The organism is Acidovorax sp. 93 (assembly GCF_003633835.1).
Lineage (GTDB): Bacteria > Pseudomonadota > Gammaproteobacteria > Burkholderiales > Burkholderiaceae_C > Acidovorax > Acidovorax facilis.
Genome location: NZ_RBIT01000001.1, coordinates 1,461,825 through 1,487,309 on the forward strand (window position 1 = coordinate 1,461,825; position 25,485 = coordinate 1,487,309).

General features: G+C 61.1%; 21 protein-coding genes. 17 read left to right on the forward strand and 4 right to left on the reverse strand.

What is annotated here, in order from left to right; all coding sequences use genetic code 11:
- The first annotated feature begins 9 nt into the window (after positions 1-9).
- The 4 genes from C8C93_RS06565 (at position 10) to bioB (ending at position 4,938) form a co-directional block, all read left to right on the forward strand.
- A complete protein-coding gene (locus C8C93_RS06565; RefSeq protein ID WP_121506322.1) occupies positions 10-2,058 on the forward strand; it encodes an acetyl/propionyl/methylcrotonyl-CoA carboxylase subunit alpha in 2,049 nt (682 codons plus the stop codon).
- A 37-nt stretch (positions 2,059-2,095) separates the two neighbouring features.
- A complete protein-coding gene (locus C8C93_RS06570) occupies positions 2,096-2,881 on the forward strand; it encodes a YdcF family protein (protein WP_121506323.1) in 786 nt (261 codons plus the stop codon).
- An 85-nt stretch (positions 2,882-2,966) separates the two neighbouring features.
- The gene (locus C8C93_RS06575; RefSeq protein ID WP_121506324.1) at positions 2,967-3,440 is read left to right on the forward strand and encodes a VOC family protein; all 474 of its coding nucleotides are present in this window, start codon (positions 2,967-2,969) and stop codon (positions 3,438-3,440) included.
- Positions 3,441-3,837: 397 nt separating this feature from the next.
- Positions 3,838-4,938, forward strand: coding sequence for a biotin synthase BioB (bioB, locus tag C8C93_RS06580; RefSeq protein WP_121506325.1), 1,101 nt, complete (start codon positions 3,838-3,840; stop codon positions 4,936-4,938).
- 11 nt (positions 4,939-4,949) lie between these two features.
- Here the strand turns inward: bioB and C8C93_RS06585 are convergent, their stop codons facing one another.
- Genes C8C93_RS06585 through C8C93_RS06595 form a run of 3 tightly spaced genes read right to left on the reverse strand, consistent with a single transcriptional unit; the run spans position 4,950 to position 9,762 of the window.
- On the reverse strand, positions 4,950-6,146 hold the full coding sequence (locus C8C93_RS06585; RefSeq protein WP_121506326.1) for a two-component system response regulator: 1,197 nt from the start codon (positions 6,144-6,146) through the stop codon (positions 4,950-4,952).
- Complete coding sequence (locus C8C93_RS06590) at positions 6,139-9,198, reverse strand: response regulator (RefSeq protein WP_121506327.1); 3,060 nt, start codon at positions 9,196-9,198, stop codon at positions 6,139-6,141. The genes C8C93_RS06585 and C8C93_RS06590 overlap by 8 nt, the downstream gene beginning before the upstream one ends.
- Positions 9,199-9,234: 36 nt before the next feature.
- Complete coding sequence (locus C8C93_RS06595) at positions 9,235-9,762, reverse strand: molybdopterin-dependent oxidoreductase (RefSeq protein WP_233559250.1); 528 nt, start codon at positions 9,760-9,762, stop codon at positions 9,235-9,237.
- 412 nt (positions 9,763-10,174) lie between these two features.
- Here C8C93_RS06595 and C8C93_RS06600 point away from each other — a divergent pair, with 412 nt between their 5' ends.
- The 10 genes from C8C93_RS06600 to C8C93_RS06645 all read left to right on the forward strand — a co-directional run bounded on the left by C8C93_RS06600 (position 10,175) and on the right by C8C93_RS06645 (position 21,943).
- The gene (locus C8C93_RS06600) at positions 10,175-13,105 is read left to right on the forward strand and encodes an EAL domain-containing protein (protein ID WP_121506328.1); all 2,931 of its coding nucleotides are present in this window, start codon (positions 10,175-10,177) and stop codon (positions 13,103-13,105) included.
- A 15-nt stretch (positions 13,106-13,120) separates the two neighbouring features.
- Positions 13,121-13,450 carry a hypothetical protein gene (locus tag C8C93_RS06605; protein ID WP_055397891.1) on the forward strand — a complete coding sequence of 110 codons (330 nt, stop codon included), beginning with the start codon at positions 13,121-13,123 and terminating at the stop codon, positions 13,448-13,450.
- Positions 13,447-14,289, forward strand: coding sequence for an HDOD domain-containing protein (locus C8C93_RS06610; RefSeq protein WP_121506329.1), 843 nt, complete (start codon positions 13,447-13,449; stop codon positions 14,287-14,289). The genes C8C93_RS06605 and C8C93_RS06610 overlap by 4 nt, the downstream gene beginning before the upstream one ends.
- A 12-nt stretch (positions 14,290-14,301) precedes the next feature.
- A complete protein-coding gene (locus C8C93_RS06615; protein WP_121506330.1) occupies positions 14,302-15,255 on the forward strand; it encodes an ATP-binding protein in 954 nt (317 codons plus the stop codon).
- A gap of 3 nt (positions 15,256-15,258) precedes the next feature.
- Positions 15,259-16,602 (forward strand): HD domain-containing phosphohydrolase, encoded by a 1,344-nt coding sequence (locus C8C93_RS06620; RefSeq protein WP_121506331.1) that lies wholly within the window; start codon positions 15,259-15,261, stop codon positions 16,600-16,602.
- A gap of 17 nt (positions 16,603-16,619) precedes the next feature.
- On the forward strand, positions 16,620-17,153 hold the full coding sequence (locus tag C8C93_RS06625) for a response regulator (RefSeq protein WP_121506332.1): 534 nt from the start codon (positions 16,620-16,622) through the stop codon (positions 17,151-17,153).
- 347 nt (positions 17,154-17,500) lie between these two features.
- Positions 17,501-19,879 (forward strand): ATP-binding protein, encoded by a 2,379-nt coding sequence (locus tag C8C93_RS06630; protein WP_121506333.1) that lies wholly within the window; start codon positions 17,501-17,503, stop codon positions 19,877-19,879.
- A 323-nt stretch (positions 19,880-20,202) separates the two neighbouring features.
- Entirely contained in the window at positions 20,203-20,877 is a 675-nt protein-coding gene (locus C8C93_RS06635; RefSeq protein WP_121506334.1) for a helix-turn-helix transcriptional regulator, read from the forward strand.
- Between the two features lie 159 nt (positions 20,878-21,036).
- Complete coding sequence (locus C8C93_RS06640; RefSeq protein WP_233559580.1) at positions 21,037-21,216, forward strand: MbcA/ParS/Xre antitoxin family protein; 180 nt, start codon at positions 21,037-21,039, stop codon at positions 21,214-21,216.
- Between the two features lie 91 nt (positions 21,217-21,307).
- Positions 21,308-21,943, forward strand: a complete 636-nt coding sequence (locus tag C8C93_RS06645) for an HAD domain-containing protein (protein WP_233559251.1) — start codon at positions 21,308-21,310, stop codon at positions 21,941-21,943.
- A 27-nt stretch (positions 21,944-21,970) separates the two neighbouring features.
- Here the strand turns inward: C8C93_RS06645 and C8C93_RS24940 are convergent, their stop codons facing one another.
- Positions 21,971-22,204: a hypothetical protein gene (locus tag C8C93_RS24940; protein WP_147433734.1), complete on the reverse strand. Its 234-nt coding sequence runs from the start codon at positions 22,202-22,204 to the stop codon at positions 21,971-21,973.
- Here C8C93_RS24940 and istA point away from each other — a divergent pair.
- The 3 genes from istA to C8C93_RS06660 are packed head-to-tail and all read left to right on the forward strand — an operon-like array spanning position 22,203 to position 25,475.
- Positions 22,203-23,735 carry an IS21 family transposase gene (gene istA / locus C8C93_RS06650; RefSeq protein ID WP_108500128.1) on the forward strand — a complete coding sequence of 511 codons (1,533 nt, stop codon included), beginning with the start codon at positions 22,203-22,205 and terminating at the stop codon, positions 23,733-23,735. The genes C8C93_RS24940 and istA overlap by 2 nt on opposite strands.
- Positions 23,728-24,624 (forward strand): IS21-like element helper ATPase IstB, encoded by an 897-nt coding sequence (gene istB, locus C8C93_RS06655; RefSeq protein ID WP_121506336.1) that lies wholly within the window; start codon positions 23,728-23,730, stop codon positions 24,622-24,624. Before istA ends, istB begins: the two co-directional genes overlap by 8 nt.
- A gap of 20 nt (positions 24,625-24,644) precedes the next feature.
- Positions 24,645-25,475, forward strand: coding sequence for a CoA transferase (locus tag C8C93_RS06660; protein WP_121506337.1), 831 nt, complete (start codon positions 24,645-24,647; stop codon positions 25,473-25,475).
- The last annotated feature ends 10 nt before the right edge of the window (positions 25,476-25,485 follow it).

Consider the following 25,485-nt stretch of genomic DNA (forward strand, 5'->3'; position numbering starts at 1 on the left):
CATAAAAATATGTTTACGAAAATCCTGATCGCCAACCGTGGCGAAATCGCCTGCCGAGTGATTGCAACGGCCAAGAAAATGGGCATCGCCACCGTCGCCGTCTATTCCGACGCCGACAAGGAAGCCCGGCACGTCAAGCTGGCCGACGAGGCCGTGCACATTGGCGCCGCGCCCTCGCGCGAGTCGTACCTGCTGGCCGACAAGATCATTGCCGCCTGCAAGCAGACTGGCGCGCAGGCCGTGCACCCGGGCTATGGCTTCCTCTCCGAAAACGAGGCCTTTGCCAAGCGCTGCGAAGACGAGGGCATTGCCTTCATCGGCCCCAAGGCGCATTCGATTGCGGCCATGGGAGACAAGATCGCGTCCAAGAAGCTGGCCAACGAGGCCAAGGTCAACACGATTCCTGGCTACAACGATGCCATCGCGGGCCCCGAGCAAGCGGTGGAGATTGCCAAGGGCATTGGCTACCCCGTGATGATCAAGGCCTCGGCCGGTGGCGGCGGCAAGGGCCTGCGCGTGGCGTTCAACGACAAGGAAGCGTTTGAAGGCTTTGCCAGCTGCCAGAACGAAGCCCGCAACAGCTTTGGCGACGACCGCATCTTCATTGAGAAGTTTGTGCAGGAGCCGCGCCACATCGAGATCCAGGTGCTGGGCGACAGCCATGGCAACGTGATCTACCTGAACGAGCGCGAGTGCTCCATCCAGCGCCGCCATCAGAAGGTGATCGAAGAGGCGCCGTCGCCATTCATCAGCGACGCCACCCGCAAGGCCATGGGCGAGCAGGCGGTGCAACTGGCCAAGGCCGTCAAGTACCAAAGCGCGGGCACGGTGGAGTTCGTGGTCGGCAAGGACCAGGACTTCTACTTCCTGGAGATGAACACCCGCCTGCAGGTGGAGCACCCGGTGACGGAATGCATCACCGGCCTGGACCTGGTGGAGCTGATGATCCGCGTGGCCGCAGGCGAGAAGCTGCCTTTGAGCCAAGCCGATGTGAAGCGCGACGGCTGGGCCATTGAGTGCCGCATCAACGCCGAAGACCCGTTCCGCAACTTCCTGCCGTCCACCGGCCGCCTGGTGCGCTTTCAGCCGCCGGAGGAGTCGATGTTCCAGTCCGATACGACCAAAAAATTGGGCGTGCGGGTGGACACGGGCGTGTACGAGGGTGGCGAGATCCCCATGTACTACGACTCGATGATCGCCAAGCTCATCGTGCACGGCACGGACCGCAACGATGCGATTGCCAAGATGCGCGCGGCGCTGAACGGCTTTGTGATTCGCGGCATCAGCAGCAACATCCCGTTCCAGGCCGCGTTGCTGGCGCACCCCAAGTTCGTGACGGGCGACTTCAACACTGGCTTCATCGCCGAGAACTACGGCAAGGGCTTCCATGCCGAAGACGTGCCGCACAGCGACCCGCTGTTCCTGGTGGCGCTGGCCGCGTTCATGAACCGCCGCTACCGTGCACGCGCCTCCGGTATCAGCGGCCAACTGGCCGGCCACGAGGTGAAGGTGGGCGAGCAGTTTGTGGTGGTCACGCTGGGCGCCGAAGGGCAGAACCAGCACCATGAGGTGACGGTGTCCGACTTTGAGGACAAATCGGGCTCCAGCGCAGTATTGGTGAGCGGTACCAGCTATCAGATCAGTAGCAACGCCACGCTGGGCCAGATTCGCGTGCAGGGCGCCTGCAACGGCCAGGGCTTTACGGCCCAGGTGGAGCGCGGCGTGGGCAAGAACCCGCTGGCGCTGCGCATTGCGCACAACGGTACGCAGATCGATGCGCTGGTGCTGTCGCCGCTGGGCGCGCGCCTGCACAAGCTCATGCCCTTCAAGGCGCCGCCCGATCTGTCCAAATTCCTACTCTCGCCCATGCCGGGCCTGTTGGTCGATGTGGCGGTGCAGCCCGGCCAGAAGGTGCAGGCCGGTGAAAAGCTGGCGGTGATCGAGGCCATGAAGATGGAGAACATCCTCTTTGCCGCGCAGGATGGCGTGGTCGGCAAGATCACGGCGGGCAAGGGCGATTCGCTGGCGGTGGACCAGATCATTCTGGAATTCGTCTGATGCTGCCTGTGCCTCGCGCTCCATCCTGCAGCCTGCGATGACGGCGGTGGCTGTGCGCACGCTGCTGGCGCTGGTCGGCGGCGTGCTGTTTCTGGACGGCGCGGTGCTGATGGTTCTGGGGCACTTCAACCTGGGCACCATGTTACCCGTTGCGCTGGGGGCGTTGTTTCTGGCCATCGCGGTGTGGTGGGCACCCCTCACGCGCTGGCGGCACCATGACCGGCGGCGCCAGCAGTGGTGGCGCGTGGGCTGGTGGGGTTTGACGGCGTGGATGCTCAGCGTGGTGGTTTTCTGGGTGTTCTTCTTGCGGGGCGCCGGCGTTTCTCCGGCAGAGGCACCGCCTGTGCAGGCCATTGTGGTGCTGGGAGCGGGCATCCAGAACGGACAGCCCCGCCCGGCACTGGCGGCGCGGCTGGACACAGCGGCCGCGTTGGCCCGCTTGCAGCCTGAGGCGCTGATCGCTGTGTGTGGTGGGCAGGTTTGGGGCACTACAGATACCGAGGCGGAGGTGATGGCGCGCTATCTGCAAGAACGCCACGGTATCGCGCCGGAACGCCTGGTGCTGGAGAAGGACAGCACCAGCACCGAGCTGAATCTGGCGTTAAGTCGCCCCTTGCTGGAGGCGCGCGGTGTTGCCGCCACGGTCCCGCTCGCGCTGGTGACCAGCGACTTCCACCTGCCTCGTGCTCTGCGCATTGCCCAGCGCCATGGCTTTACCCACATGGTGCCGGTAGCGGCACCCACGCCCCTGGCCACGCGCTACAACGCCTGGCTGCGCGAGTACTTCGCCACGCTCAGCAGCTGGGTGTTGAACGAAGGGTAGCCGGGAGCAAGCTATTTTTAGGTCAAATTGGCCTCTGGCGCTTTATCCATAAGCGCAAGCAGCTATCAATCAAGGAGCAAACACAATGACCACATCCCTTCATCGCCCGTTCAAAGTCCTGGGCATTCAGCAGGTCGCCATTGGCGGCACCGACAAGCAGCGCATGAAAACCCTGTGGGTGGACATGCTGGGCCTCACCCAAACCGGCACCTTCCAGAGCGAGCGCGAAAACGTGGACGAAGACATCCTGGCCATGGGGCAGGGTGCCTACAAGGTCGAGGTGGACATCATGCAGCCGCTGGACATCGACAAAAAACCCGCCGTGCACACCACGCCGCTCAACCACATTGGGCTGTGGATTGACGACTTGCCCAAGGCGGTGGAATGGCTCACGGCCCAGGGCGTGCGTTTTGCGCCCGGCGGTATCCGCAAGGGCGCGGCGGGCTACGACATCACGTTTTTGCACCCTAAGAGCAATGACGAATTTCCGATTGCGGGCGAGGGCGTTTTGATCGAACTGGTGCAGGCCCCGGCCGACGTGATTGCTGCACTGGGCTGATAGTTGCGAAAAATCGTTCTCCAAAGCGCACCAACGTCGGCCATCTCCCGGCGCTGCTCGGCTGTACAGAGTGTCAGATGGGAGCAGATAACCGCCACAACGGGGCTGTTGAAGGCGCCAAGAAACTGACTGCCCCAAAGGCCCGGCAAGTTCGATCAACCTGCGGTCTTCTGCTCCTAAAAAGTTCAGAAATTGACGGTTGTTGATGTCTCGTTTTTCTTGGCATCTTTTGTGACCCTGTGGCGTGCTTTTGTGCCGTTTTCTCGTCCAGAATCCGCCCACCTCGCAGCGCGCCATGCCAAATCATCCGTGGTGTGCCGTGCGCGCGGTGTCGCTAAACAACTTCTTAAGCCTCGGGTGGCTCCGTGCCACGGTGGGGCGAATGCCTTGAAGGGAATTGATCGCCATGTCCTCCACGACCCTTGCCATGCCCGCCGCCCAGCCTGTGCCGCCAGCACCCACCGTACAAAACGTCCAGGTGCATCGGCGCCCAGCCACTGCCACCTCACAAGGCCCGTGGAGCGTGGAAGCCATCCAGGCGTTGCTCGACAAGCCCTTGATGGACCTGCTGTTTGAAGCGCAGACCGTGCACCGCCAGCACTGGCCTGCGGGCGACATCGAGCTGGCCACGCTGCTGTCCATCAAAACCGGCGGCTGCCCCGAAAACTGTGGCTACTGCCCGCAGGCGGCCGAGTTCGATACGGGCGTGAAAGCCGACAAGCTGATGGAGGTGGACGAAGTGGTGCGCGCTGCCCAGGCTGCCAAGGATGCGGGGGCCACGCGCTTTTGCATGGGCGCCGCCTGGCGCGCGCCCAAGGACCGCGACATCGAAAAAGTCAGCGCCCTGATCGGTGCCGTGAAGGGCCTGGGCCTGCAGACCTGCGCCACCCTGGGCATGCTCGAATCGCACCAGGCGCAGGCCCTCAAGGATGCGGGGCTGGACTACTACAACCACAACCTGGACACCGCCCCTGAGTACTACACCGATGTGGTGAGCACCCGCGCCTACCAGGACCGGCTGGACACACTGGCGCATGTGCGCAGCGCGGGCATCAGCGTGTGCTGCGGCGGGATTGTTGGCATGGGCGAGGCGCCCGTGCACCGTGCTGGCCTGATCGCCCAGCTGGCCAACCTGCAGCCGTACCCCGAGTCGGTGCCCATCAACAGCCTGGTGCGCGTGCCCGGCACGCCCCTGGCTGACAGCGAGCCCATCGACCCGTTCGATTTTGTGCGCGTGATCGCCGTGGCCCGCATCACCATGCCTAAGGCCCGGGTGCGCCTGTCCGCAGGGCGCCAGCAGATGGGCGAAGCCGTGCAGGCGCTGTGTTTCATGGCGGGCGCCAACTCCATCTTTTATGGCGACAAGCTGCTGGTGACCGGCAACCCCGATGTCGAGGCCGACGTGCAACTGCTGGCCAAGCTGGGCCTCAACGGACACCGCACCACCACTTCCTCCGAAAGTGGGGCAGAGGAAAGCGCCGCAGGCGCCTGCTGCTGAGAGCGTGGCGGTTAGCCGCCGCTGCTGCTGACGCTGCCTTCGCCGATGACCACACCCTCGGTGGAGAGGTCCTGGGCAATGCGGTCGCGTTGCGCCTGCAGCGCATGTTCGCTGTCGGCAAACTGCTGCGCAATGCGCCGGAACTCTTCGGAGAGCGAGAGGAAGGCGTCCACCATGTCGGGGTCGAAGTGGCTACCTCGGCCGTCGCGGATGATTTCTACCGCCGTCTCATGGGAGAAGGCGGCCTTGTACACGCGCTCGGAGATCAGCGCGTCATACACATCGGCCACTGCCATGAGCCGTGCCGACAGGGGGATGGTGTTGCCCACCAGCCCTTCGGGGTAGCCTGAGCCGTCCCACTTTTCCTGGTGGCTGTAGGCGATTTCCTTGGCGTAGCGAAAGAACGGGTTGTTCTGTGTGGTTTCGGTTTCTGCCGCCACGATGGCGTCCCGGCCCAGCGTGGTGTGGGTCTTCATGATCTCGAACTCTTCAGGCGTCAGCTTGCCCGGCTTGAGCAGGATGCGGTCGGGGATGCCAACCTTGCCAATGTCGTGCAGGGGGGCGGACTTGAAGATCACCTGGATGGCGTCTTCCGTGAGTTCGTCGCGAAAGCGCGGATGGTCCTGCAGCTTGCGGGCCAGCGCTTCCACATAGTGCTGCGTGCGGCGGATGTGGTTGCCGGTCTCGTTGTCCCGCGTTTCGGCCAGCGATGCCATGGCGCGGATGGTGGCGTCCTGCAGCTCCGCCAGGGCGCGCGTGCGGTTGGCCACCTCCTGCTCCAGAAAGTGGTTGTGGTGGGCCAGTAAATCCCGCGCTCGCTTGAGCTGCAGGTGGTTGCGCACGCGCGCCATGGTGATGGCGGGGTTGACGGGCTTGGTGATGTAGTCCACTGCGCCCAGCTCCAGCCCCACCGTTTCGTCGTCGGTGGCGCTCATGGCGGTGAGGAAAATCACCGGAATGTCTTCGGTCTCGGGGTTGAATTGCAGGCGCCGCAGCACCTCGTAGCCATCCATGTCCGGCATCATGATGTCGAGCAGGATCAGGTCGGGCTTTTCGGCCGCCACGATCTGCAGCGCGCGTTCGCCGGTGGGTGCCAGCTTGACCTTGTAGTCGGGGCGCAGGAGGTCGCTCATCAGCGACAGATTGCCCGGGGTGTCATCCACCACCAGCACCGTGCATTTGCCGCTCAATTCCAATGGGCTATTCATGAACTGGATCCTCCTTGTGTTGCATATCGTTCCCCGCCTTGCGCAGCACGTCGAGCGCATCGGCAAAGAGGTAGTTGTCGAGCAGCCGCTTCATGTCGGCGTAGGCGGGGCCCAGCAGGGCCTGAAGACTGGGGCCGGAGTCCTTGAACAACTCGATGGCGTCGGAATCACTGTCTTCCAGTAGGGCGCCAAGGCGTTCCACCAATGCGCGGGCCTGCGCGCCATCCAACGGGGTTCTTGCAGCGCTCGCCGTGCCGGGCGTATCTGCCTCAGAGGGCAGGGCGCTCTGCAGCGCAGCCACCAGGGTCTGGCAGGCGGTGTCTACGGGCGGGAGCAGGGCTTCGAGGACGTCGGCGGTCGCGTTGTGTGCAATGGCTTGCTCCGCCGCGCCTGCCAGTTCGGCCAGACCCATCGCGCCTATGGTGGCAGCGGTACCTTTGAGCGTGTGCATGGCGCGCTGCGCCGCCTCTGGCTGGGCGGCCGCGAGGTGCGCGCGCGCTTCTTTCACTGCGCTGCCTTGTCCGGCCACGAATTTGCGCAGCAGGCTCTCATAGGCCGTACGTTTGCCGAGTACGCGCCGCAGCCCGGCGGCGGTGTCCAGGCCTTCGATGTGTGTCAGCGGGTCGGGGGTGTCCGCTGGCGCCAATGAAGGAGCGCCAGGCACCGCAGGTTGCAGGGCAACAGTCTTACCGCTGGCGCCCCCAGTGTGCGGCAGTGCAATCCATTGCAGCAGGGCGGCGAACAGCGCGTCGGGGTCAATGGGCTTGGCTATGTGGCCGTTCATGCCCGCTTCCAGGCACTGCTCGCGGTCGCCGCTCATCGCGTTCGCGGTCATCGCCAGCACCGGCAGGCGCGCCCAGGCGGGGTTCTGGCGCAATTGGCGCGTGGCGGTGAGGCCGTCCATCACCGGCATCTGCATGTCCATGAGCACGATGTCATAGGTGCCTCGGGCCAACATGTCGAGTGCGGCCTGGCCGTTGTCGGCCACATCCACCACCAGCCCGGCGCTGGCCAGCAGTTCGCTGCCCACCTGCTGGTTCAGGTCGTTGTCGTCCACCAGCAGCACGCGCGCCCCTTGGATCGATGTCAGGTTGGCGCCCCGTGCCGCTGAGGCTGGCAGGCGCCGCCCGTCGTCCACCCGCTGCGCGCCTCCCAATGCTCGCATGGCGGCATCAAAAAGCTGAGATGGGTTGACGGGCTTGGTCAGCATCAGCCCGATGCCGGTGCGTGTGAGTTCGGCCAGAACGTCGTCACGCCCATGCGCGGTGACGATGACCGGGCGCGGAGGGTGGGGCAGTTGGGCCAGCTGGCGGGCGGTTTCAAAACCGTCCATACCAGGCATCTTCCAGTCCAGAAAGGCGATTTCGCAGGGCCTGCCTGCCAGGTCCGCGGCGCGTGCCAGGTCCACGGCCTGCGCCCCCGAACTGGCCAGCGTGACCGAAAAACTCATGCTGGACAGCAGCTCGGCCAGGATCTGCCGGGCCTGTTCGCTGTCGTCCACCACCAGCACGCGGCGGCCACGCAGGTCGGGTTCCGGCAGCAGTGGCCGCTGCACGGCCGCGCCCAAACCCAGTCGCGCTGTGAACCAGAAGGTGCTGCCCTTGCCCGGCGCGCTGTGCACGCCCACCTCGCCGCCCATCAGGCTGGCCAGTTTCTTGGAAATCGCCAGGCCCAGGCCGGTGCCGCCGTACTTGCGCGTGGTCGAGGTGTCGGCCTGCTCAAATGAGCGAAACAGGCGCGCCTGCTGTTCTTCGGTCAGGCCGATGCCCGTGTCCTGCACTTCAAAGCGCAGCAGCACGCCCTGGGCATCCCGCGCTGCTTCGCGTACCCGCACGATGATCTCGCCATCGTCCGTGAACTTGACGGCATTGTTGGCGTAGTTCACCAGGATCTGCCCCAGCCGCAGGGGGTCTCCACGCAAGTCGGCGGGCAGGTGGGAGTCCACGTCGAACATCAGCTCCAGGCCTTTGCTGGCGCATTTCTCGCCCAGCAGGTTGGCCACATTGTCGAGCACGGCATGCAGGTCGAAATCCACCACCTCGACTTCGAGCTTGCCCGCCTCGATCTTGCTGAAATCCAGGATGTCATTGATCAGGCCCAGCAGGTGCTGTCCCGACCGCTGGATCTTTTCGACGTAGTCGCGCTGGCGCGCGGTCAGCTCGGTGGCCAGCGCCAGGTGGCTCATGCCAATCACGGCGTTCATGGGCGTGCGGATCTCGTGGCTCATGTTGGCCAGGAAGTCTGATTTCATGCGCGATGCGTCCTCTGCTTTGGCGCGGGCCACCTCCAGTTCATCCTCATGTTCCTGCAGCGCGGCGTTGGCTCGCTGCAGCTCCGTGGTGCGCTGGGCTACCCGGGCCTCCAGGGCTTCCTCGTTGCGCTTGAGGGCTTCCACCAGCTCGGCCTGGGCCTCCAGGGCCTGGGAGGTGGCCTTTTCACGCTGGAGGAACTGGCGCGCCATGGCAATGGCCAGCAAAAAGGTCAGGATGGCCTGGAACGCGGTCAGCCCGGTGGTCAGCAGGGTCTGGTGCTTGACCTCTTCGTTGCGCCGGTCGCCCAGCAAGGCGGAGATGCGCGATGCCTGCAGCGACAGCTCTTGAACGATGTCGCGCAGCTTGTTCAGCTCGGCCCGCAACAGACGCATGTTTGTCTGGCTCGATGCCGCGTCCACACTCTGCCCGAAATGGTTGTCCCCTGCGGCGACAAACTTCTGCAGTGCTTCCAGGGCTGTGGCGTAGATCGGTTCCTCCTGCATCAGCGTGCGGGCGGTGCCGCTCTCCAGCGCGCTGAAGCGGCTCAGGAACAGGTCATAGCGCAACTCCAGCCGGTCCATGGGCAGGCTGGGCGGGTCCAGCTCGAACTGGTGCAGGGCGTGGTCGAGTTTTTCGTACTCCACATTGAGCTGCAGGAATGACCACAGGGCATTGACGTCGCCCCGGCGCATGACCGCCTCGACGCTGCGGTACTGGTGGTACTGCACCCCGGCAATGGCCACATACGCTACCACCAGGCCCGCGATGATCAGCCGCAGAAAGTGCTTGCCCCGGATCATGGTGTGGTTCCTGGGAAGTTGGGAGGAGAGGGTGGACTAGCGAATTCGCAGGATATGGAGCTGCCAGGCGGCGCGGTTGTAGTACAGCTCGCTGCGCAGCTCTGCCTTGGTGTCAAACGGATAGACAATGAAAAGCGGCCCCTTTTCGCGCACACGCATGGGGCGGTTGTTCATGAGCCGGGCAACGATCACGTCGTGGCGCGTGGCATCGTCGATGGGGATTTCCGTCTTGTAGTCGTTGAGCGCCACCGCCGTGATGTTCTTGCCCTTGGCGCCCACGGCCGCCAGCACATCGCGCAGCAGGGGGCCAGTGAAAGTGACGGCGCTGGGGTACCAGGGGGTCTGGGTGGAGAAGCTGTGCTGCGGCAGCTTCTCCAGCATGGCCATGTCGAACTGGGCTTGCGAGCCGTTGTTGGTCTGGCTGATCGCGCCGTCGATGGTCAGAACGACCGTGCCGGTGGGTTTGTCCAAAGCGCGGGCCTGGGGCAGCGTCGCCGCAGCGACTACAAACACTGCGATGCCCAGCCACAAGGCAACGCGTGCCCCTGAAAGACTCGTATGCATAACGCTCCCCCTTTTGCAACAGTCTTGCAGACAGTTGCCCAAAATGTAAATCGTTTTCTAGCAGCATGGGTCTTGTGATGCACCAGCGACGCAGATGAGTACCCATACCAGGGCTGCGCTCACACGGCATAGCAGGACATACCCTGCCTGTGCACTCGCTGCAAGGCCGTGACAAGCCCAAAGGGGATAAGTACAGTGGGTAGCAGGTCCGATATTCCAAAGCAGGTTTGTAGCCTGCGCCAATCATTCGGGAGGGAGGTGCATGGGCTCACGAAAGCTCTGCAAGCATTGGCCCCCTGTCTGCGCAATGCAGCGCCGTCGGTAGTGAGGCCACAGAGGTCCTCAATGAACCGCACAGCCCTGCATCGCATAACGTGGTCGCATCATTTCCGTGTTGGCAAGGCATCTCACCATGGGTAGTTTCGATACTGAAGACCGGCCGTTTGAACAGGAAATGGCACTTTCTGAACCCGACTACCGGCTGTTGGTAGATCAGGTGCAGGCGGCCGTCTTTGTGATTCAGAAGGGGCGGTTCCTTTTTGTGAATCCCAAGCTCCTGGAGCTTTTCGGATACTCCAGGGAAGAGATGCTCAGAGGCATGGATCCCATGCTGCTGTGCGTGCCCGAGCACCGGGACATGGTGCGGGAGCAGACGAACGCCCGGGTAGCGGGGGTCCCAGGCAAAGCCTATGAGGTCGAATGCCTGCGCAAGAACGGCGAGCGGTTCAGCGCCCAGGTCTGGGGCGTGCGCATTTTTCTGTCGGCGCAAGCAGCGGACCTGGTCACGTTGCATGACGTCAGTGCAATCCAGGCGGCCACGCGGTACGCGCAGCAGCGTGTTCAGCTGTTTCGCAATGCTGAAGAGCTTGCACGCATTGGTTCTGCGGAGGTGGACTTGGTGTCCGGCACGGTCACGCTGTCGTCAGGCATGCATGCCATCTTGGGAATCCCGCTCACCGAGACGCCCCCCGGCACAGACTGGCTGCTGGCGCGCGTACCTCCGGTAGAGCGCCCCTATGTTCAGGCCATCAGCGAGGGAGTTTCCCCCGACGACGTCTGTGAGTTCCAGCACCGTATTGTTCACACCGACGGCAGCTTGCGCACGGTGCTGCACCGGGTCCTTGCCGAGGCCGATGAAGGCGGAAAGGTGATCAGGACGGTCACACTCTTGCAGGACATCACCCTGCAGCGGGCGGCTGAACAGAAACTGGACAAGCTCGCGAATACCGACGAAATCACCGGGCTGCCGAACCGGAACGCGCTGACGGAATATCTTGATACCAAAATGCGCGAGGCCGCGCGGGGAGGGCGGCACATTGCAGTCCTGAGCGTTGAGATTGACAGACTCAAGCTTGTCAGTGAATCACTGGGCCACGCAGCTGGGGATCAGTTGCTCATGGAGGTCGGCAGACGGCTCCAGCCCCAGGTTTCCCAGGACGATCTGCTGGCGCACTTTGGAAGCGGCGAGTTTTCCCTGGTGCTGGCTCGGGAAGACTCTGTGGATGAAGCCATGGCACGGGGCACCGCCGCCTCATTGGTAGACGCGCTGTCCCTTCCAGTTGCCATTGGCGACAACGAGATCAAGGTGACCTGCGATATCGGAATATCCCTTTACCCCGTGCACGGGGATGATCCTGAAAAACTGCTCCAGCAAGCGCAAGCGGCGATGTATCGCGCCCATGAGCTGGGCAAGAACCAAATCTGCGTTTTCAGTTCGGGCATGCATTCCAAGGCGATCTCCAGGCTTGTCATGGAGTCGGGACTGCGTCGAGCTTTGGAGCGCAACGAGTTTGAACTGCATTTTCAGCCCAAACTCGAATTGGTCAGCGGGGCCATCATTGGTGCCGAGGCATTCCTTGAATGGAAATCCCCCGATGGCGCATTAATTTCCCGGTCCAGCTATATCCGGGCCGCTGAAGAAACCGGCCTGATCGTGCCGATCGGTGAATGGGTTCTGCGCACCGCCTGTCTCCAGGCGCTGGAATGGCAGCGCGCTGGTCATCCCATGTGCCGGGTTGCCGTCAACCTGTCGGCTCGCCAGCTTCAACAACCCGATCTGGCTCAGAAGATAGAAAAGATCCTCATCGAAACCGGCCTTGATCCAAGGCTGCTGGGGCTGGAGATCACCGAGGGTGCGCTCATGGGAGAAAGCACTCGCATCGCGCGGATTCTGGGCGACCTCAAGACCCTGGGCATCGAGATTTCGCTGGATGATTTTGGCACCGGCTATTCCAGCCTGAGCTACCTGCGCACACTGCCCATTGACGTGGTGAAGGTAGACCGCTCGTTTGTCCACGACGTCACGGCAGCTTCTCAAGACGTGTCCATCACGCGCGCGATCATCAACATGGCGCACAGCCTGCAGATGAGAGTGTTGGCAGAAGGTGTTGAGACCGAGGGGCAACTGGCGTTGCTCATCGCCAACGGCTGTGACCAGATGCAAGGGCACTATTTCAGCGGGCTGCTAACGGCTGACGCCATGGGTTCCCTGTTGCGTGAAAGCAAGGCCTTGCCTGAGCACTTGTTATTGCGCCGCGCCCAACAACGTACCTTGTTGCTCGTTGATGACGAAGACAGCATTGTTTCTGCGTTGCGCAGATTGCTGCGTCGGGATGGCTATCACATCGTGACGGCCAACAGCGGGGCGCAAGGTTTGCAAAGGCTGGCCGAAAACTCGGTGGATGTGATTGTCTCGGACCAGCGGATGCCCGGTATGACGGGGGTGGAGTTCCTGCGCCGGGCCAAGGAACTGTATCCAGACACCGTACGAATGGTGCTGTCTGGCTACACGGAGCTTCAGTCCATCACCGATGCGATCAATGAAGGGGCCATCTACAAGTTCCTCACGAAACCATGGGATGACGAGCGGCTTCGCGGGCATGTGGCGGAAGCGTTCTCTCAAAAGGGAATGGCCGATGAGAATCGGCGGCTGGCGAGCGCAGTTCTGCGGGCCAACGATGAACTCACTGCAGTGAATGACCGTTTGCAACAGTTGCTAACGAATCAACGTGAGCAGATTCACCGCGAAGAGAGTAGCCTGAGCGTCGCACGGGAGGTCTTGGATCATATTCCTGCGGCGGTCATTGGGGTGGACCTGGAGGGTATGGTGGCATTTGTGAATGCAGATGCAGAAGCACTGTTTGGAAGGACCACCGCGTTGTTGGGACAGGATGCGGACGACGTGCTACCGGCAGATCTGCGCCATGTATGGCGAGCCGCCGATCAGAGCTACCACGATGTGCAACTCGCCGGAGAGACGTTTCGCGTTGTATGCCGCTCCATCGGAGGAGAAAATCACTCACGAGGTCGATTGCTGGTCTTGGTGCCAGGCAGTGCGGCTTGAACTCTATGCGCGCCCATGCAAGCTCTTGCTACCACCACTGAACGGGTTCCGGAGGGACTACTTTTAGCGCAGCCCGTACTGGATGCCCATGCGCAACTGCTGTTGCCAGAGGGGACGCCTGTCACGCGCGAAATTCTCAACAACTTGCAGCATCGAGGTATCGACACGATTTTTGTGAATGCCCCCGAGGAGCTAGCACAGCGCAATGGAAAAGTGGATCCGGTTGAGCAAAGGGTACTGACGGAACAGCGTTTGTTGCACTTGTTCAGGCCTGCCCTGCGGGCAGGGCAGCTCAACCCTTTGCTGCACATGATTTTGAGGCACCGGCTTGAGGAGAGGCCATGAAGCAACTCACTGCGGATGCGATCTTGCACAGCGTGCACGGACTGCCAGCCTTGCCAGCAGTCGTGCTGGAGTTGATCCAGTCCTTTGGCGACAGCGATGTTTCGGCGGAGCAACTGGCCATAAAGATATCGCACGACCAGGCCATTGCCGCGAAAACCCTTCGACTTGCGAATTCTTCCTTCTACGGGTTGCCGCGTCAGGTCACTTCGATCACTGAGGCTACGGCAATCCTGGGGCTGCGCACATTGCGCGGCGTGGCAACGGCCGCAGGCCTTGTCAGCGGGTTTGCCAAGTCGCGCTGCCAAGGCTTCGACTTCGATGCGTTCTGGTGCCATTCCATCGGTACGGCGCTTACCTGCCGGGCCCTGGCGCAGCGCATCCGATTGGATGAAGACGCCGCGTTTACGTTGGGGCTGTTGCATGACATTGGGCGCTTGGTTCTGGTCAGCTCCTATGAGGAGGAATATGCCCAGGCCATTGCATATCGGACAGAACATGACTGTTTCATGCACGTTGCAGAACAGCATCAATTTGGTGTTGACCACGCAGAGGTCGGCGGCCTCATCGCTGAGCATTGGCACTTTGCCCCAGAGATCGTCGCAGCCATCGCATGCCATCACCGGCCTCGGTCCCATGCTGGCAAAGGGCTCATGGATCTCGTCCATGTTGCTGACAACATTGCCCATGGCCTCGATCTTTCGCACCAGGAAGATGACATGGTGCCGCTGCTGTCACTGGACGCCTGGGGCAGGCTCGCGCTGGGTGAGAAGGACTACAGGGAAGTTTTTGACACCGTTGCTGAACAACACGACGTCGTCTGTCACGCGTTGCTGGCCTGAAGGAGGGTTGACATGAGTTCTCACGATCCGCTATTGGCTGAGTCCGCAATCACGACATCCTCGCCGCTCTCTGTCGCCGATGTCACTGCAGACCGGGTCAAGGAACTGCTGCGCTCCAATGAGGAGCTGATGCAACTGAATGCCAAACTTTCGGATGCACAAGACAAGCTCATGCAGTCGGAAAAAATGGCCTCCATCGGGCAACTGGCTGCCGGGGTAGCCCACGAAATCAACAATCCGATTGGATTCATATTCTCTAATTTCGGGACTCTTGAACGCTATCTGGGTGATCTTTTTCAGATGCTCGCTGCCTATGAAGAGGCCGAGTCCGCATTGGCAGGCACTCCGGCAGCAGCCCGTCTGAGGGCTCTGCGCGAAAAGATAGAACTGGACTTTCTGAAGGAGGACATCCCCTCGTTGATGGCAGAGTCGAAAGACGGCATCACGCGGGTGCGCAATATTGTCCAGAACCTGAAGGACTTCTCCCGGGTGGACACCTCGCAGAAGTGGGTCCTGGCCGATTTGCACCATGGCATTGATTCCACACTAAACATCGTCAACAACGAAATCAAATACAAGGCGGAGGTCGTCAAGGCGTACGGTGAACTCCCGGATATCGAGTGCCTTCCGTCTGAACTCAATCAGGTTTTCATGAACCTCCTGGTCAACGCTGCGCACGCCATCCAGGCAGACAGGGGCGTCATCACCATCAGCACCGGCGCTGACGACAGCCGGGTGTGGGTGGAAATACAGGATACCGGCGAAGGGATTGCCAAAGAGAATCTGGGAAGAATTTTCGACCCGTTCTTTACCACCAAAGCGGTGGGCAAAGGGACCGGGCTTGGACTGTCTCTTTCCTATGGCATCGTCAAGAAGCACTTTGGCAGCATTGACGTGTTCAGCGAGCAAGGGGTTGGGACTCGTTTTCGTGTCACGCTGCCGATTCAGCACCCGCAGGAGGCTTGAGGTGTGAATTCCCCTATCGACGTCACCGCTTTGTCAGGGGCGGCTTTGCATGAGGAGGGCGCCAGCCTGCAGGGCAGTGGTCAGCGCGTCTGGCGCATTCTGTGCGTGGACGACGAGCCCAACATTGTGGCCTCGCTCAGGCGGCTGTTTCGTGGCAGCGGATACCAGGTGACAACGGCCACGAGTGGTGCCCAAGCCATTGCGCACCTGGAGCAAGAGCCTGTGGATCTGGTCTTCTCCGACATGAGAATGCCCGGCATGAGCGGGGCCCAGTTGCTGGAGCAGATACGGGTGCGGTGGCCCAAAACGACACGCGTACTGCTCACAGGCTACGCTGACATTGGGTCAACCATCGCGGCTATCAACAGCGGGGAAGTCTATCGGTACATCACCAAGCCGTGGGATGACGGTGAGGTGCTTGCCACGGCTCACCAGATCTTTGAGCGGCATGCCCTGGAAGACGAAAAAGCCCGGTTGGAAGAACTGCTCAGGGCCAAAAACCAGGCCTTGATGGAATTGAATGAAACCCTGGAGGAAAAGGTCGCGGCGCGCACCAGCGAGTTGCTCCAGCTCAGTCAAAAAATCAAGAAAAACTACCTTACCTCCATCAAGGTGTTTTCCAACCTCATGGAGTGGCGAGGTGGGCAACTCTCCGGCCACTCGCGCCGTGTGGCGGATCTGGCCCGTCGCACCGCACGGGCCATGAACATGGCGGAAGCGGATCAACAGGACGCGTTCATCGCAGGGCTCATGCATGACATTGGGCAGATTGCCTTGTCTGACACCTTGCTGGCCAAACCCGTTCCCAAGCTTTCCGATGAAGAAACTGCGCAATACCGACGGCATGCCGTTCTGGGAGAGCAGGCACTGATGGCGCTGGATGACATGCAGACGGTGTCCAACATCATCCGCAGCCACCACGAGCGGCACGATGGGCTCGGATATCCAGATGGCCTGGTCGGGGAGATGATTCCAATGGGGGCCTGCATCCTCGCTGTGGCAGATACCTACGATGATCTGCAGATCGGCCATCTCAGCTCCACCCCCCTGAGTGCTGCAGACGCACGATCAATGATTGCCAGGGGCAGGGGAACCCAGTTTCATCCCGAAGTGGTGGATGTGTTCCTGCAGATGCTCCTGAAGGCTGCGCCCGTTGCAGACGCTCCGCCGCGCATGCTGCGAACGGCACAACTTCGACCCGGCATGATTCTGGCGCGCGATCTTTTGTCCAGCGAAGGCGCAGTGTTGCTTGCCGCCGATCACGTGCTCACCGCCGAATTGATCAAGCGGTTGCGATTGCGCGAAGGGCGGGACGATGTGGAAATGATCTTGCCCATAAAACCGTAACGGAGAGGGAGCCAGCCATGCAGAGAATTCTCTTGCTCGATGATGAACACCACGTCTTGGCTGCAATCAAGCGCAGTCTGCGGGCGGGACTCGGTTCTGAGCTCCGCATTGAAGAGACCGTGGATCCGGAAGTTGCCTTGGCCAGACTGAGAGAGACCGCCTTTGACGTGGTGATCTCGGACTTTAGGATGCCGCTCATGACTGGCGTGGAGTTTCTGGGTCTGGTGCGAACCATTCAGCCCAAGGCAGTCCGGATGGTTTTAAGCGCGTCGTCCGATTCGGAGAACCTGATGCGAGCCGTCAATGACGCAGAAGTCTTTCGTTATCTGTTGAAACCCTGGGATGAAAAAGACCTGCTTGGTCACGTCCGCTCAGCCCTGGAGAGAGCGGATCAACTGCGCCATGAAAGTGAACTTGCCGACGTGGGGCGGCATGAATTGGGGCAGCTCAGTGCGACGGAGTTGGAGCGCCGTCGATTGGAAGCCATGGAACCCGGATTGACGCAGGTGACGTGGGGCCCCAATGGAGAGGTTTTGGGCCCCGAGAACTAGCGTTATGCCTATTGTGCTGGGCTGCGTCGTGGTGCCAGGACGCTGGATTGCAGAACCGGGAAGCCAGCTGTCCGACATGAGTTTCCCTGTCCATCCACAAAGGAGCAACTAATAAAAACAATCACTTAGCTGCGGCCGTTACTGACGGAAGAGGGTGAATTCTGTCGCGATCAGCGACATAAGAGTCCTATCGGAATGACACGCATCACGATTGTCCTTGCGGATCCGACTCTTTTCCCATCTGTAGGCAGCTCCCACATGTTGCGGTGCATCGGGTTCGCGATGCGGTTTTTGAGTGAAGGCACAATGAATTCACAAAGAAAACCTAATTTGAGGGATCAACCCACATGCCCCATCAGCTTCGCCGCATCATCGCCATCAACATCAAGAACCCCAGCGACAGCAACCCTTCGGGGCGGATCTCGGAGCTGGACCCACGCGGCGGTGTTCTGGCGGTGGGCGACAACGGGGTGGGCAAGACCACTTTTCTGCGCCTGATCCCTCTCTTCTACGGTGCCACCCCCTCCCAGGTCCTGAAGGGTTCCGGCAAGGCGTCCATGATCCGGCACACGCTACCCGACCCCAGCAGCGCTGTGGCCTATGAGTACGAGCGTGAGAGTGACGCCCATCTGCGCACGGTGGTGATGTACGCCAAGGATGGCGAGGACATCCCAGACTTTCGGATCGTCTCTGCCGGGTTCGATGAAACCTTCTTCTACGACGAGAACAACACGTTTGTGACACGCACGGAGTTCGCCCCACGGCTCCACGCGCGCAACATCAATGTCTCGCCCGTCCTGCAGCTCAACGAGTACCGCAGCGTCATCCTGAATGAGCGCATGAGCAGCAAGAACGCCAAGCAGATGGCTTTGCTGGCCCGCGATCATTCATTGGGGCCACGCCCCCTGCGCAATCTCAACCAGATTGCAGCCGCCATGGCCAACGAGAAGATCAGCTTTAGGGACCTGCAGAACATTGTGCTGGAGCGCGTGGCCGAGGACCAGGCCACGGAATCGAAGCGCCAGAACGTGCGCGAACTCAAGCAGCGCCGGGAGGATGTGACCACCTGGTTGGACAGTCGCACCCACATGGCCGATATCTTGAAGCGCAAGCCCGACGCTGACCGGATGAAGGAACGCATCGGCCGCATCAAAGGTGTTCACATGGAGCTGTGCTCGCTCCATGTGGCCGTCAAGGCTGCACTCGCCCAGGCGGCAACGGACCAAGAACGGTTGACCAGTGAGCGCAAGGCCCAGGCAGAGGCCTTCGATCAGGCGCTTGGTGCCTTGGGCAACGAAATCACGGAGGCCGAGCAGAAAAAAACCGAAGCCTATAACGAGTGGCAGCTCCTCAATGCAGCGTTTGAGGGCGTGACCAGTCGCCAGAATCACTTCGACCGGATCGACGCGAAGACCCTTGAGGCCAATGAATCCAGGGAGGCCGCACTTCGGCAGCAGGCGCGGGACAAGGAGAAAGAGCATGAGCGCCTCACCTCTGAATCGGGTTCTCTCCTGACCGAATACGAGAGGCGCTGTCTCGAAATCGAGCAGTCCGCACAGCGTCAACAAAATGAGATCGCTGAGCGCAAAGCCACAGCACAAAGCGCGGGGCTCAAAAAGCGTTTGGCCCTCGGTGAAGCCAAGGACGCGGACTTGCAGGCGCTGGAGGAGCCCCCCAGGCTCGCCGAGATCGCCAAGGAGCGCACCCGCCTGGCCACCCGCGAAGGCGAGATCAACCAAAAGATCAAAAACCCCGCTGCCACGCCGGAGACCCTTGCTGCACGAGAGGAGGCAGAGGCCATTCTCGAACAGCGCCGCCTGGATCACGATACAGCCAGGGAAACCGCCTTGGCACGCGAAAAAGACGAAGGTCAGGCTCGCGGTGAGCTTGAAGCGGCTATCAGGGCTGTGGAGGGGCTTGAGGCCAGTCAGAAAGCGCTGCTGGCCCACATTGATGCCCTGACCGCCCAGGTCACCCCGGAACCCGGTTCCTTGCTCGCCTTCATCCGTGAGAGCACAGACCCTGTATGGCCCCATGCCAGCAAGCTGATCGCTGAGGCAGTGATCCACCGTACCGACCTCTCCCCTGCGATGCTTGACATCCCAGCCGCACAGAGCGGCGAGGAGGGGGCCGTGGTGGTCGGCAATGCCACGGTGAGCACTCAGGAGCTAGCCGAACAGGCATTACGTTTTATCGTTCCAAGCGCGCTCGTCTCCAATGGAAATAAACCGGTTGCCCAAATGTGCTTGAAGAGGCAACCAGCCGGTTGCCTTATGCGTTTGCTTCCCTTGAAAAACCGCTTGGATCTCACCCGCTTGGCCGAACTTGACCGGCAGTTTTGCGATTTCGCACAACTGCAGCGGAATGCCACGCCCAGGTGTGGCTGGACCAAGACGCTTCGATTGGCATTGGGTATGAGTTCCAGCGCGCTAGGAGAGCGTTTGGGTGTGACGGCGCAGGGGGCCCGCAAACTAGAGCAAGCGGAGGCCAACGGCACCATTACGCTGAATACCCTTGCACGTTTGGCGCATGGCTTGGATTGCGAAGTGCACTACATGTTTGTTCCGCGAACCAGCTTGGTAGAACAGGTACTCCGCCGTACTCAAGAGATTGCTGGAATTCCTATTCCGTCCACGTTGAAGGGGGTAGAGGCACAGAAAGATGCAGAAACGCTGATGGCCTTTACCAGCGCACTGGCAAAAGTGAGCAAGCGGGGCTTGTGGTGAGTCAGCGCTGGTTCTCTACTCGATAAAAACAGGCATTAGTTTGAACACCACTGCTATCGTCGGCTCAAAGCAAGCTCCCGGTGCGACGTCTGCGAAAGCATGCTCCCGGGGGCAACGTTTGTAGTCACTTTTCGACTTTCGCAAGAAGCGCCTAACAGAACTTGATGACCTGGGGTTGCAAGTTACGGGCGGGATCGGCCGGCTTCCACGGGTGCGGAAAAAGATGCACGCCCAAATAGACTTCACCATCGGGCATCGTGGACGCACACGGAGTGCTCAACTCATTGACCAACATCCATTCATTTTTCCAGAATGCCGAATAAATGAATGCCTCCAGCGATTCCTCGGTTCTGCTGCTCCAATTGCTCCTCCAGTTGGGCGACAGACTTAGACGTCTCAGAAAATCCCGTGGCCTCAGCACGATGGAGATGGCGAGTCGCGCGGGAATCTCGCGCCCAACACTGCGAGCAGTCGAAGCCGGTGATCCCACGCCGTCCATGGGCACCTACTTGAAAGTCATATCCGCTTTGGGCATCGTTGGCGACCTTGCGTTGTTGGCGGCTGGCGGCATGCGACCGGTCACGTCAAACACTGCAGCGGCTGAGGCAAGCAGTGATACGCCGTTGGCTCGAATTGTCGTTTCCGCTGATACCTCTCGCCACCGGATCCAGGATCTACAAAGTCTCGCCCTGCACGAAGAAGCGGTACGACGCGTTCGTGCTGATCCTGTATTGCTCCACCAGGCCAAGGCAGTTCTTCAAACGTGGCTGAACGCTGGGGACCAACGATCAGCGACCCTATGGATTGAGTGGAAAGAAATCCTGGAGCATCGCAAGTGGCGCAAGGCACTGGGTAGAACCCAGCGAGCGCAGGAACTGAGGCAAGCGTCCCCGATGACCGCTGTTCTGCCACCAGAGGTACGAAAACGCATCCTCCAGGAAGTCCGTGACCTGAAGGAAGGCGTCGTTTTTGAGATCGCCGGTAGGGCTAGTCAATGACAAGTGCCGTTCGGACTAGCGACTGGCAACGGCCAGAATTTGACGTTCAATCCCCAAGATTGCACCATCGCTGGTGCGCACTGATCCCCAGCCATTTCCACGGAGCAAGCCATGGCCCTTGAAGACGACATCGCCACTCTCACCGTGCTCGTACAGGACATGCTCGCAAAGTCAGGAGAAATAGCCGGGTTTGATGCAAGGGCGTGGCTGGACCGTTGGCTTACTGGTGTGGTCCCAGCATTGGGAAATCGGAGACCCATCGATGTGCTCAATGAGCCCGATGGCCTGGAGGTAGTGAGGAGCTTGCTCTCGCGAGCCCAATCTGGTGCGTACTCGTAAGCATAGGCACGGAGTGGGCTAGTCGTGAGTCCGGTCTGGACCCGACGCTATCCCCGCTGACCAATTGACACCATGCAGAATATCTACGGCTATGCCCACTAGCCAGAACTCCCTGTATCTCCCTGCGTCTACTCCCCGCAGCGCGGACATCGTTCTGTACCTAGACCTCGATGGTGTTGTCCACCATGAAAAGGTGCTCTGGCATCCCCGCAAGGGCATATACATGAGCCCATATGAGGCTGCAGGACACTCTCTTTTCGAATGGGTGCCTATCTTGGAGTCTGTGCTTGAACCATACCCAGCAGTCGCCCTGGTACTCAGTAGCACTTGGTGCATCCGTCCCGGATACAGCGCCACCCTCAAACGACTTCCGGCCTCTCTGCGTGCACGGTTTATTGGTGGGACGTACCACAAGCGAGTTCATGGCGTGGATCCCTGGAACCTGTCCATGTTTCGCACCACACCCCGGGGTTTGCAAGTTCAAGAAGACGCTCGACGTCGAAAGCCCCGGCAGTGGATAGCTCTCGATGACGATTTGGATGGTTGGCCTGACTCATGTTGGCAAAACTTGGTCGCATGTGAAGGAACTACGGGCTTGTCCAATCCTCGAGTCCAACGCGAACTAGCGGAGAAGCTGCACAGATGTCATCCGGCGTTGTGCTCCAGACCCCCTAATCCTCCAGAGCGAGGAGCTGGCGGAGGGCGAATTCCCTGCGTCAGTGAGTGATAAGTCGATATTCTGCAGTGCATCGCTTCATTTCAGGAAAAGGCAGTTTTGCAGCGAATACAGTCGTTCGTGGGTCCAACTCGGATCAGCTACTCCTAATCTATAGCGGGAGCTAGGCCCGATGTTTCCAGAAGGCACTATTGGGTTGTTGGTGCCGATGCAATCTTGACCAGCTAAACCGCAAAGTGCCAATCCAATATTGACCAGGGTGTTCCACTGACCTGCTGAGAATTTCAGCAGGGGATTCAAGGTGATCACCATGGACATGATTGGCAAGGTCAGGCGCATGAGGCTGCGCGACCAACTCTCTCTCAGCGAGATCGCAAAGCGCACAGGCCTGTCGCGCAACACGGTCAAGAAGTGGCTCAAGGCGCCCGGCGATGTTGTGCCGAAGTACGAGCGGGTGAAGCTCGATGGCAAGCTAACTGCGTTCGAGCCGATCCTGCATCAAGCGCTCACGACCGACAGCCATCGCCCCAAGCAGGGACGGCGCAGCGGCCGAGCTTTGTTTGCTCAGATACAGGCCCAGGGCTATCGCGGCGGCTACAGCGCCGTCACCGACTACATCCGGCGCTGGCGGGTGGAGTCCGCAGCCAGTCCGGCCAAGGCGTTCGTTCCGATGAGCTTCGAGCTGGGCGAGGCCTTCCAGTTCGACTGGAGCGTCGAAGCCATGCTCGTCGGCGGTGTGTTCTACAACGTGCAAGTGGCGCACCTGAAGCTGTGCGCCAGCCGGGCCTTCTGGCTGGTGGCCTACCCCAGCCAGGGTCATGAGATGCTGTTCGACGCGCACACACGCTCGTTCCAGGCACTAGGTGGCGTCACCCGACGCGGCATCTACGACAACATGCGCACCGCTGTGGACAAGGTGCAGCGTGGCAAGCAGCGCACCGTCAACGCGCGCTTCGCAGCCATGTGCAGTCACTACCTGTTCGATGCCGACTTCTGCAACGTCGCCTCGGGATGGGAGAAGGGGGTGGTGGAGAAGAACGTGCAGGACAGCCGCAGGCGCATCTGGATCGAAGCCGCGACCCGTCGCTTCGGCTCGTTCATCGAACTCAATGCCTGGCTGAGCGAGCGATGTCGTTCGGTGTGGAGCGACACCACGCACCCGATCCATCGGCAGTTCACCGTGGCCGAGATGTGGGAGTTGGAGAAGCCTCACCTCATGTCCATGCCGGCCCCCTTCGACGGCTACGTCGAACGGTTGGCCCGGGTCAGCAGCACCTGCCTGGTGGCTGCCGCTCGCAACCGCTATTCCGTGCCGTGCGAGTGGGCCGGCCACATCGTCAGCACCCGCGTCTATCCCGAGCGAATCGATGTGGCGGCCGCGGACGCCGTCGTCGCGAGTCACGCCCGGCTGCCGGGCAGCGGCCAGACCAGCTACGATTGGCAGCACTACATCGACCTGGTGCAGCGCAAACCGGGCGCCTTGCGCAACGGCACGCCGTTCCTGGACCTGCCGGCGCCGTTGCTGCGTTTGCGCCAGTCGCTGCTCAGGCACCCTGGAGGAGACCGGGTCATGGCACAGGTGCTGGCCGTGGTGCCGCAGGCCGGGCTGGAAGCGGTGCTGGTGGCCATCGAGCTGGTACTCGAAGGCAGGACCCCCAGCGGCAGCATTAGCGTGGAACACGTGCGCAACGTGCTGGCCCGCTTGAACAACCCGGCCACGCCGGCGCAAGCGCAGACGTCCTTGCAACTCACCCAGGCGCCCAAGGCCGATACCGCGCGTTATGACCGGCTGCGCCCCACCCACCAGGATCATCTAGACGGGCAGGAGGTGGGCCATGCGTGAGACCTCCATCGATGTACAGGCCCAACTGAAGGCGCTGCGGCTCAACGGCATGGCCACGGCTTGGGCCGATCTGACGGAGCAAGGCGGCGATACGGCCTTGGCTGCATCACGCTGGCTGGTGGAGCACCTGCTGCAGGCTGAAGATGCTGATCGGGCGATGCGTTCCATCGCCCATCAGATGAAGGCGGCACGCTTCCCGATGCACCGCGACCTGGCTGGGTTCGACTTCACCGTCGCGCCGGTCGACCGCGCGTTGATCCAGAAACTGGCGGACCTCTCGTTCACGCAGGATGCGCAGAACGTGGTGCTGGTCGGCGGCCCAGGCACCGGCAAAACCCACCTGGCCACGGCGCTGGGAATTGCTGGGCTCACCCGGCACGCCAAGCGAGTGCGGTTCTACTCCACGGTCGATCTGGTCAATGCCCTGGAGCATGAGAAGAGCCAGGGCCGTGCCGGACGCATCGCCATGAGTCTGGTGCGCATGGACCTGGTCGTGCTCGACGAGTTAGGTTACCTGCCCTTCAGCCAGGCCGGTGGTGCCTTGTTGTTCCACCTGCTGTCCAAGCTGTACGAGCACACCAGCGTGATGATCACCACCAACCTGACGTTCGCGGAGTGGTCCACGGTGTTCGGCGATGACAAGATGACCACCGCGTTGCTGGATCGCTTGACCCATCACTGCCACATCATCGAGACCGGCAACGAGTCCTACCGCTTCCGCCACAGCACGCACGAAGCCAAGGGGCGCATCAAGGCTCGTGAGCAGACCAAGAAGGCAGTGGCCGCCCAGGTTAGCGAGACCGCGGAGGAAGGGGCCTCGCCTGACGGCTCGGCAATACCAACCACCAGTTCAAAAAAAGGAGGCCCTACCGAAGCATCCACCCTATAGTTATCCACAGCTGGTTTCTAATGGAACCAGCTTTAGCCCCTGGTCAATGTTCGACTGGCACTGCTGATCACGTTTGCACTGGCACTAACAGGCCTGACGGTCCAGGCGCCAACCAGCCTTGCTATGACACAGTGGCGCAGGCCGCCAGCGGCTATTTGGACCTGACGCTCAATCCTGGCAACCCGCGCGTGTGCGGTCCTGCGGTGGCCGATTCGATCACGGGGATGTACGCGGCCTACGGAATTCTGGGCGCGCTGCATGAGCGGCAACGCACTGGCCGGGGACGGCTGGTGGAGGTAGCCATGGTGGGTGCGATGGCGCATTTCAACATCGACGCCTTCACGCACTACTACGGTGACGGCGAGCTGATGACTCCATACAGTCGGCCGGGTGCGTCGCAGGCACACGTGCTCACCTGCAAGGATGGCAAGCGCGTGGCGCTGCACATGTCCTCACCGCTCAAGTTCTGGGAGAACCTGGTGCGCGCCACCGGCCATATGGAGCTGCTGGACGATCCGCGCTTCAAGCAGCGCGGCGAGCGCATACGTAATCACGGCGAAGTAATTCGCGTGCTGGATGGCTACTTCAAGGAGTACGACCGATCCGAGTGGTGCATCCGTCTGAAGGAACAGGACGTGCCACATTCGCCGGTCTACGACGCGAGTGAGGCACTCAATGATCCGCAGGCGCTGCACATGCAGCTCCGACAGGCCGCAGAACGACCTGGACGCGGGATCTTTACAGCCGTGAGAAATCCGGTGATCTACGACCGCTCGCCGCCCGCGAGACTCGTACCGCCGCCGGAGCTGGACGAGCATCGCAGCGAGTTGCTCGCGGGGCTCAAGTACTAGTCAAACAACA

Bases quoted from the DNA above. Each gene is read 5' to 3' on its own strand.
- C8C93_RS06565 (WP_121506322.1), top strand. From the start codon at position 10: ATGTTTACGAAAATCCTGATCGCCAACCGTGGCGAAATCGCCTGCCGA.
- C8C93_RS24940 (WP_147433734.1), bottom strand. From the start codon at position 22,204: ATGGTGATCACCTTGAATCCCCTGCTGAAATTCTCAGCAGGTCAGTGG.
- C8C93_RS06615 (WP_121506330.1), top strand. From the start codon at position 14,302: ATGAGTTCTCACGATCCGCTATTGGCTGAGTCCGCAATCACGACATCC.
- C8C93_RS06605 (WP_055397891.1), top strand. From the start codon at position 13,121: ATGCAAGCTCTTGCTACCACCACTGAACGGGTTCCGGAGGGACTACTT.
- C8C93_RS06645 (WP_233559251.1), top strand. From the start codon at position 21,308: ATGCCCACTAGCCAGAACTCCCTGTATCTCCCTGCGTCTACTCCCCGC.
- C8C93_RS06660 (WP_121506337.1), top strand. From the start codon at position 24,645: ATGGAACCAGCTTTAGCCCCTGGTCAATGTTCGACTGGCACTGCTGAT.
- C8C93_RS06625 (WP_121506332.1), top strand. From the start codon at position 16,620: ATGCAGAGAATTCTCTTGCTCGATGATGAACACCACGTCTTGGCTGCA.
- istB (WP_121506336.1), top strand. From the start codon at position 23,728: ATGCGTGAGACCTCCATCGATGTACAGGCCCAACTGAAGGCGCTGCGG.
- istA (WP_108500128.1), top strand. From the start codon at position 22,203: ATGGACATGATTGGCAAGGTCAGGCGCATGAGGCTGCGCGACCAACTC.
- C8C93_RS06610 (WP_121506329.1), top strand. From the start codon at position 13,447: ATGAAGCAACTCACTGCGGATGCGATCTTGCACAGCGTGCACGGACTG.
- C8C93_RS06590 (WP_121506327.1), bottom strand. From the start codon at position 9,198: ATGATCCGGGGCAAGCACTTTCTGCGGCTGATCATCGCGGGCCTGGTG.
- C8C93_RS06635 (WP_121506334.1), top strand. From the start codon at position 20,203: ATGAATGCCTCCAGCGATTCCTCGGTTCTGCTGCTCCAATTGCTCCTC.
- C8C93_RS06575 (WP_121506324.1), top strand. From the start codon at position 2,967: ATGACCACATCCCTTCATCGCCCGTTCAAAGTCCTGGGCATTCAGCAG.
- C8C93_RS06585 (WP_121506326.1), bottom strand. From the start codon at position 6,146: ATGAATAGCCCATTGGAATTGAGCGGCAAATGCACGGTGCTGGTGGTG.
- C8C93_RS06570 (WP_121506323.1), top strand. From the start codon at position 2,096: ATGACGGCGGTGGCTGTGCGCACGCTGCTGGCGCTGGTCGGCGGCGTG.
- C8C93_RS06630 (WP_121506333.1), top strand. From the start codon at position 17,501: ATGCCCCATCAGCTTCGCCGCATCATCGCCATCAACATCAAGAACCCC.
- C8C93_RS06640 (WP_233559580.1), top strand. From the start codon at position 21,037: ATGCTCGCAAAGTCAGGAGAAATAGCCGGGTTTGATGCAAGGGCGTGG.
- C8C93_RS06600 (WP_121506328.1), top strand. From the start codon at position 10,175: ATGGGTAGTTTCGATACTGAAGACCGGCCGTTTGAACAGGAAATGGCA.
- C8C93_RS06595 (WP_233559250.1), bottom strand. From the start codon at position 9,762: ATGCATACGAGTCTTTCAGGGGCACGCGTTGCCTTGTGGCTGGGCATC.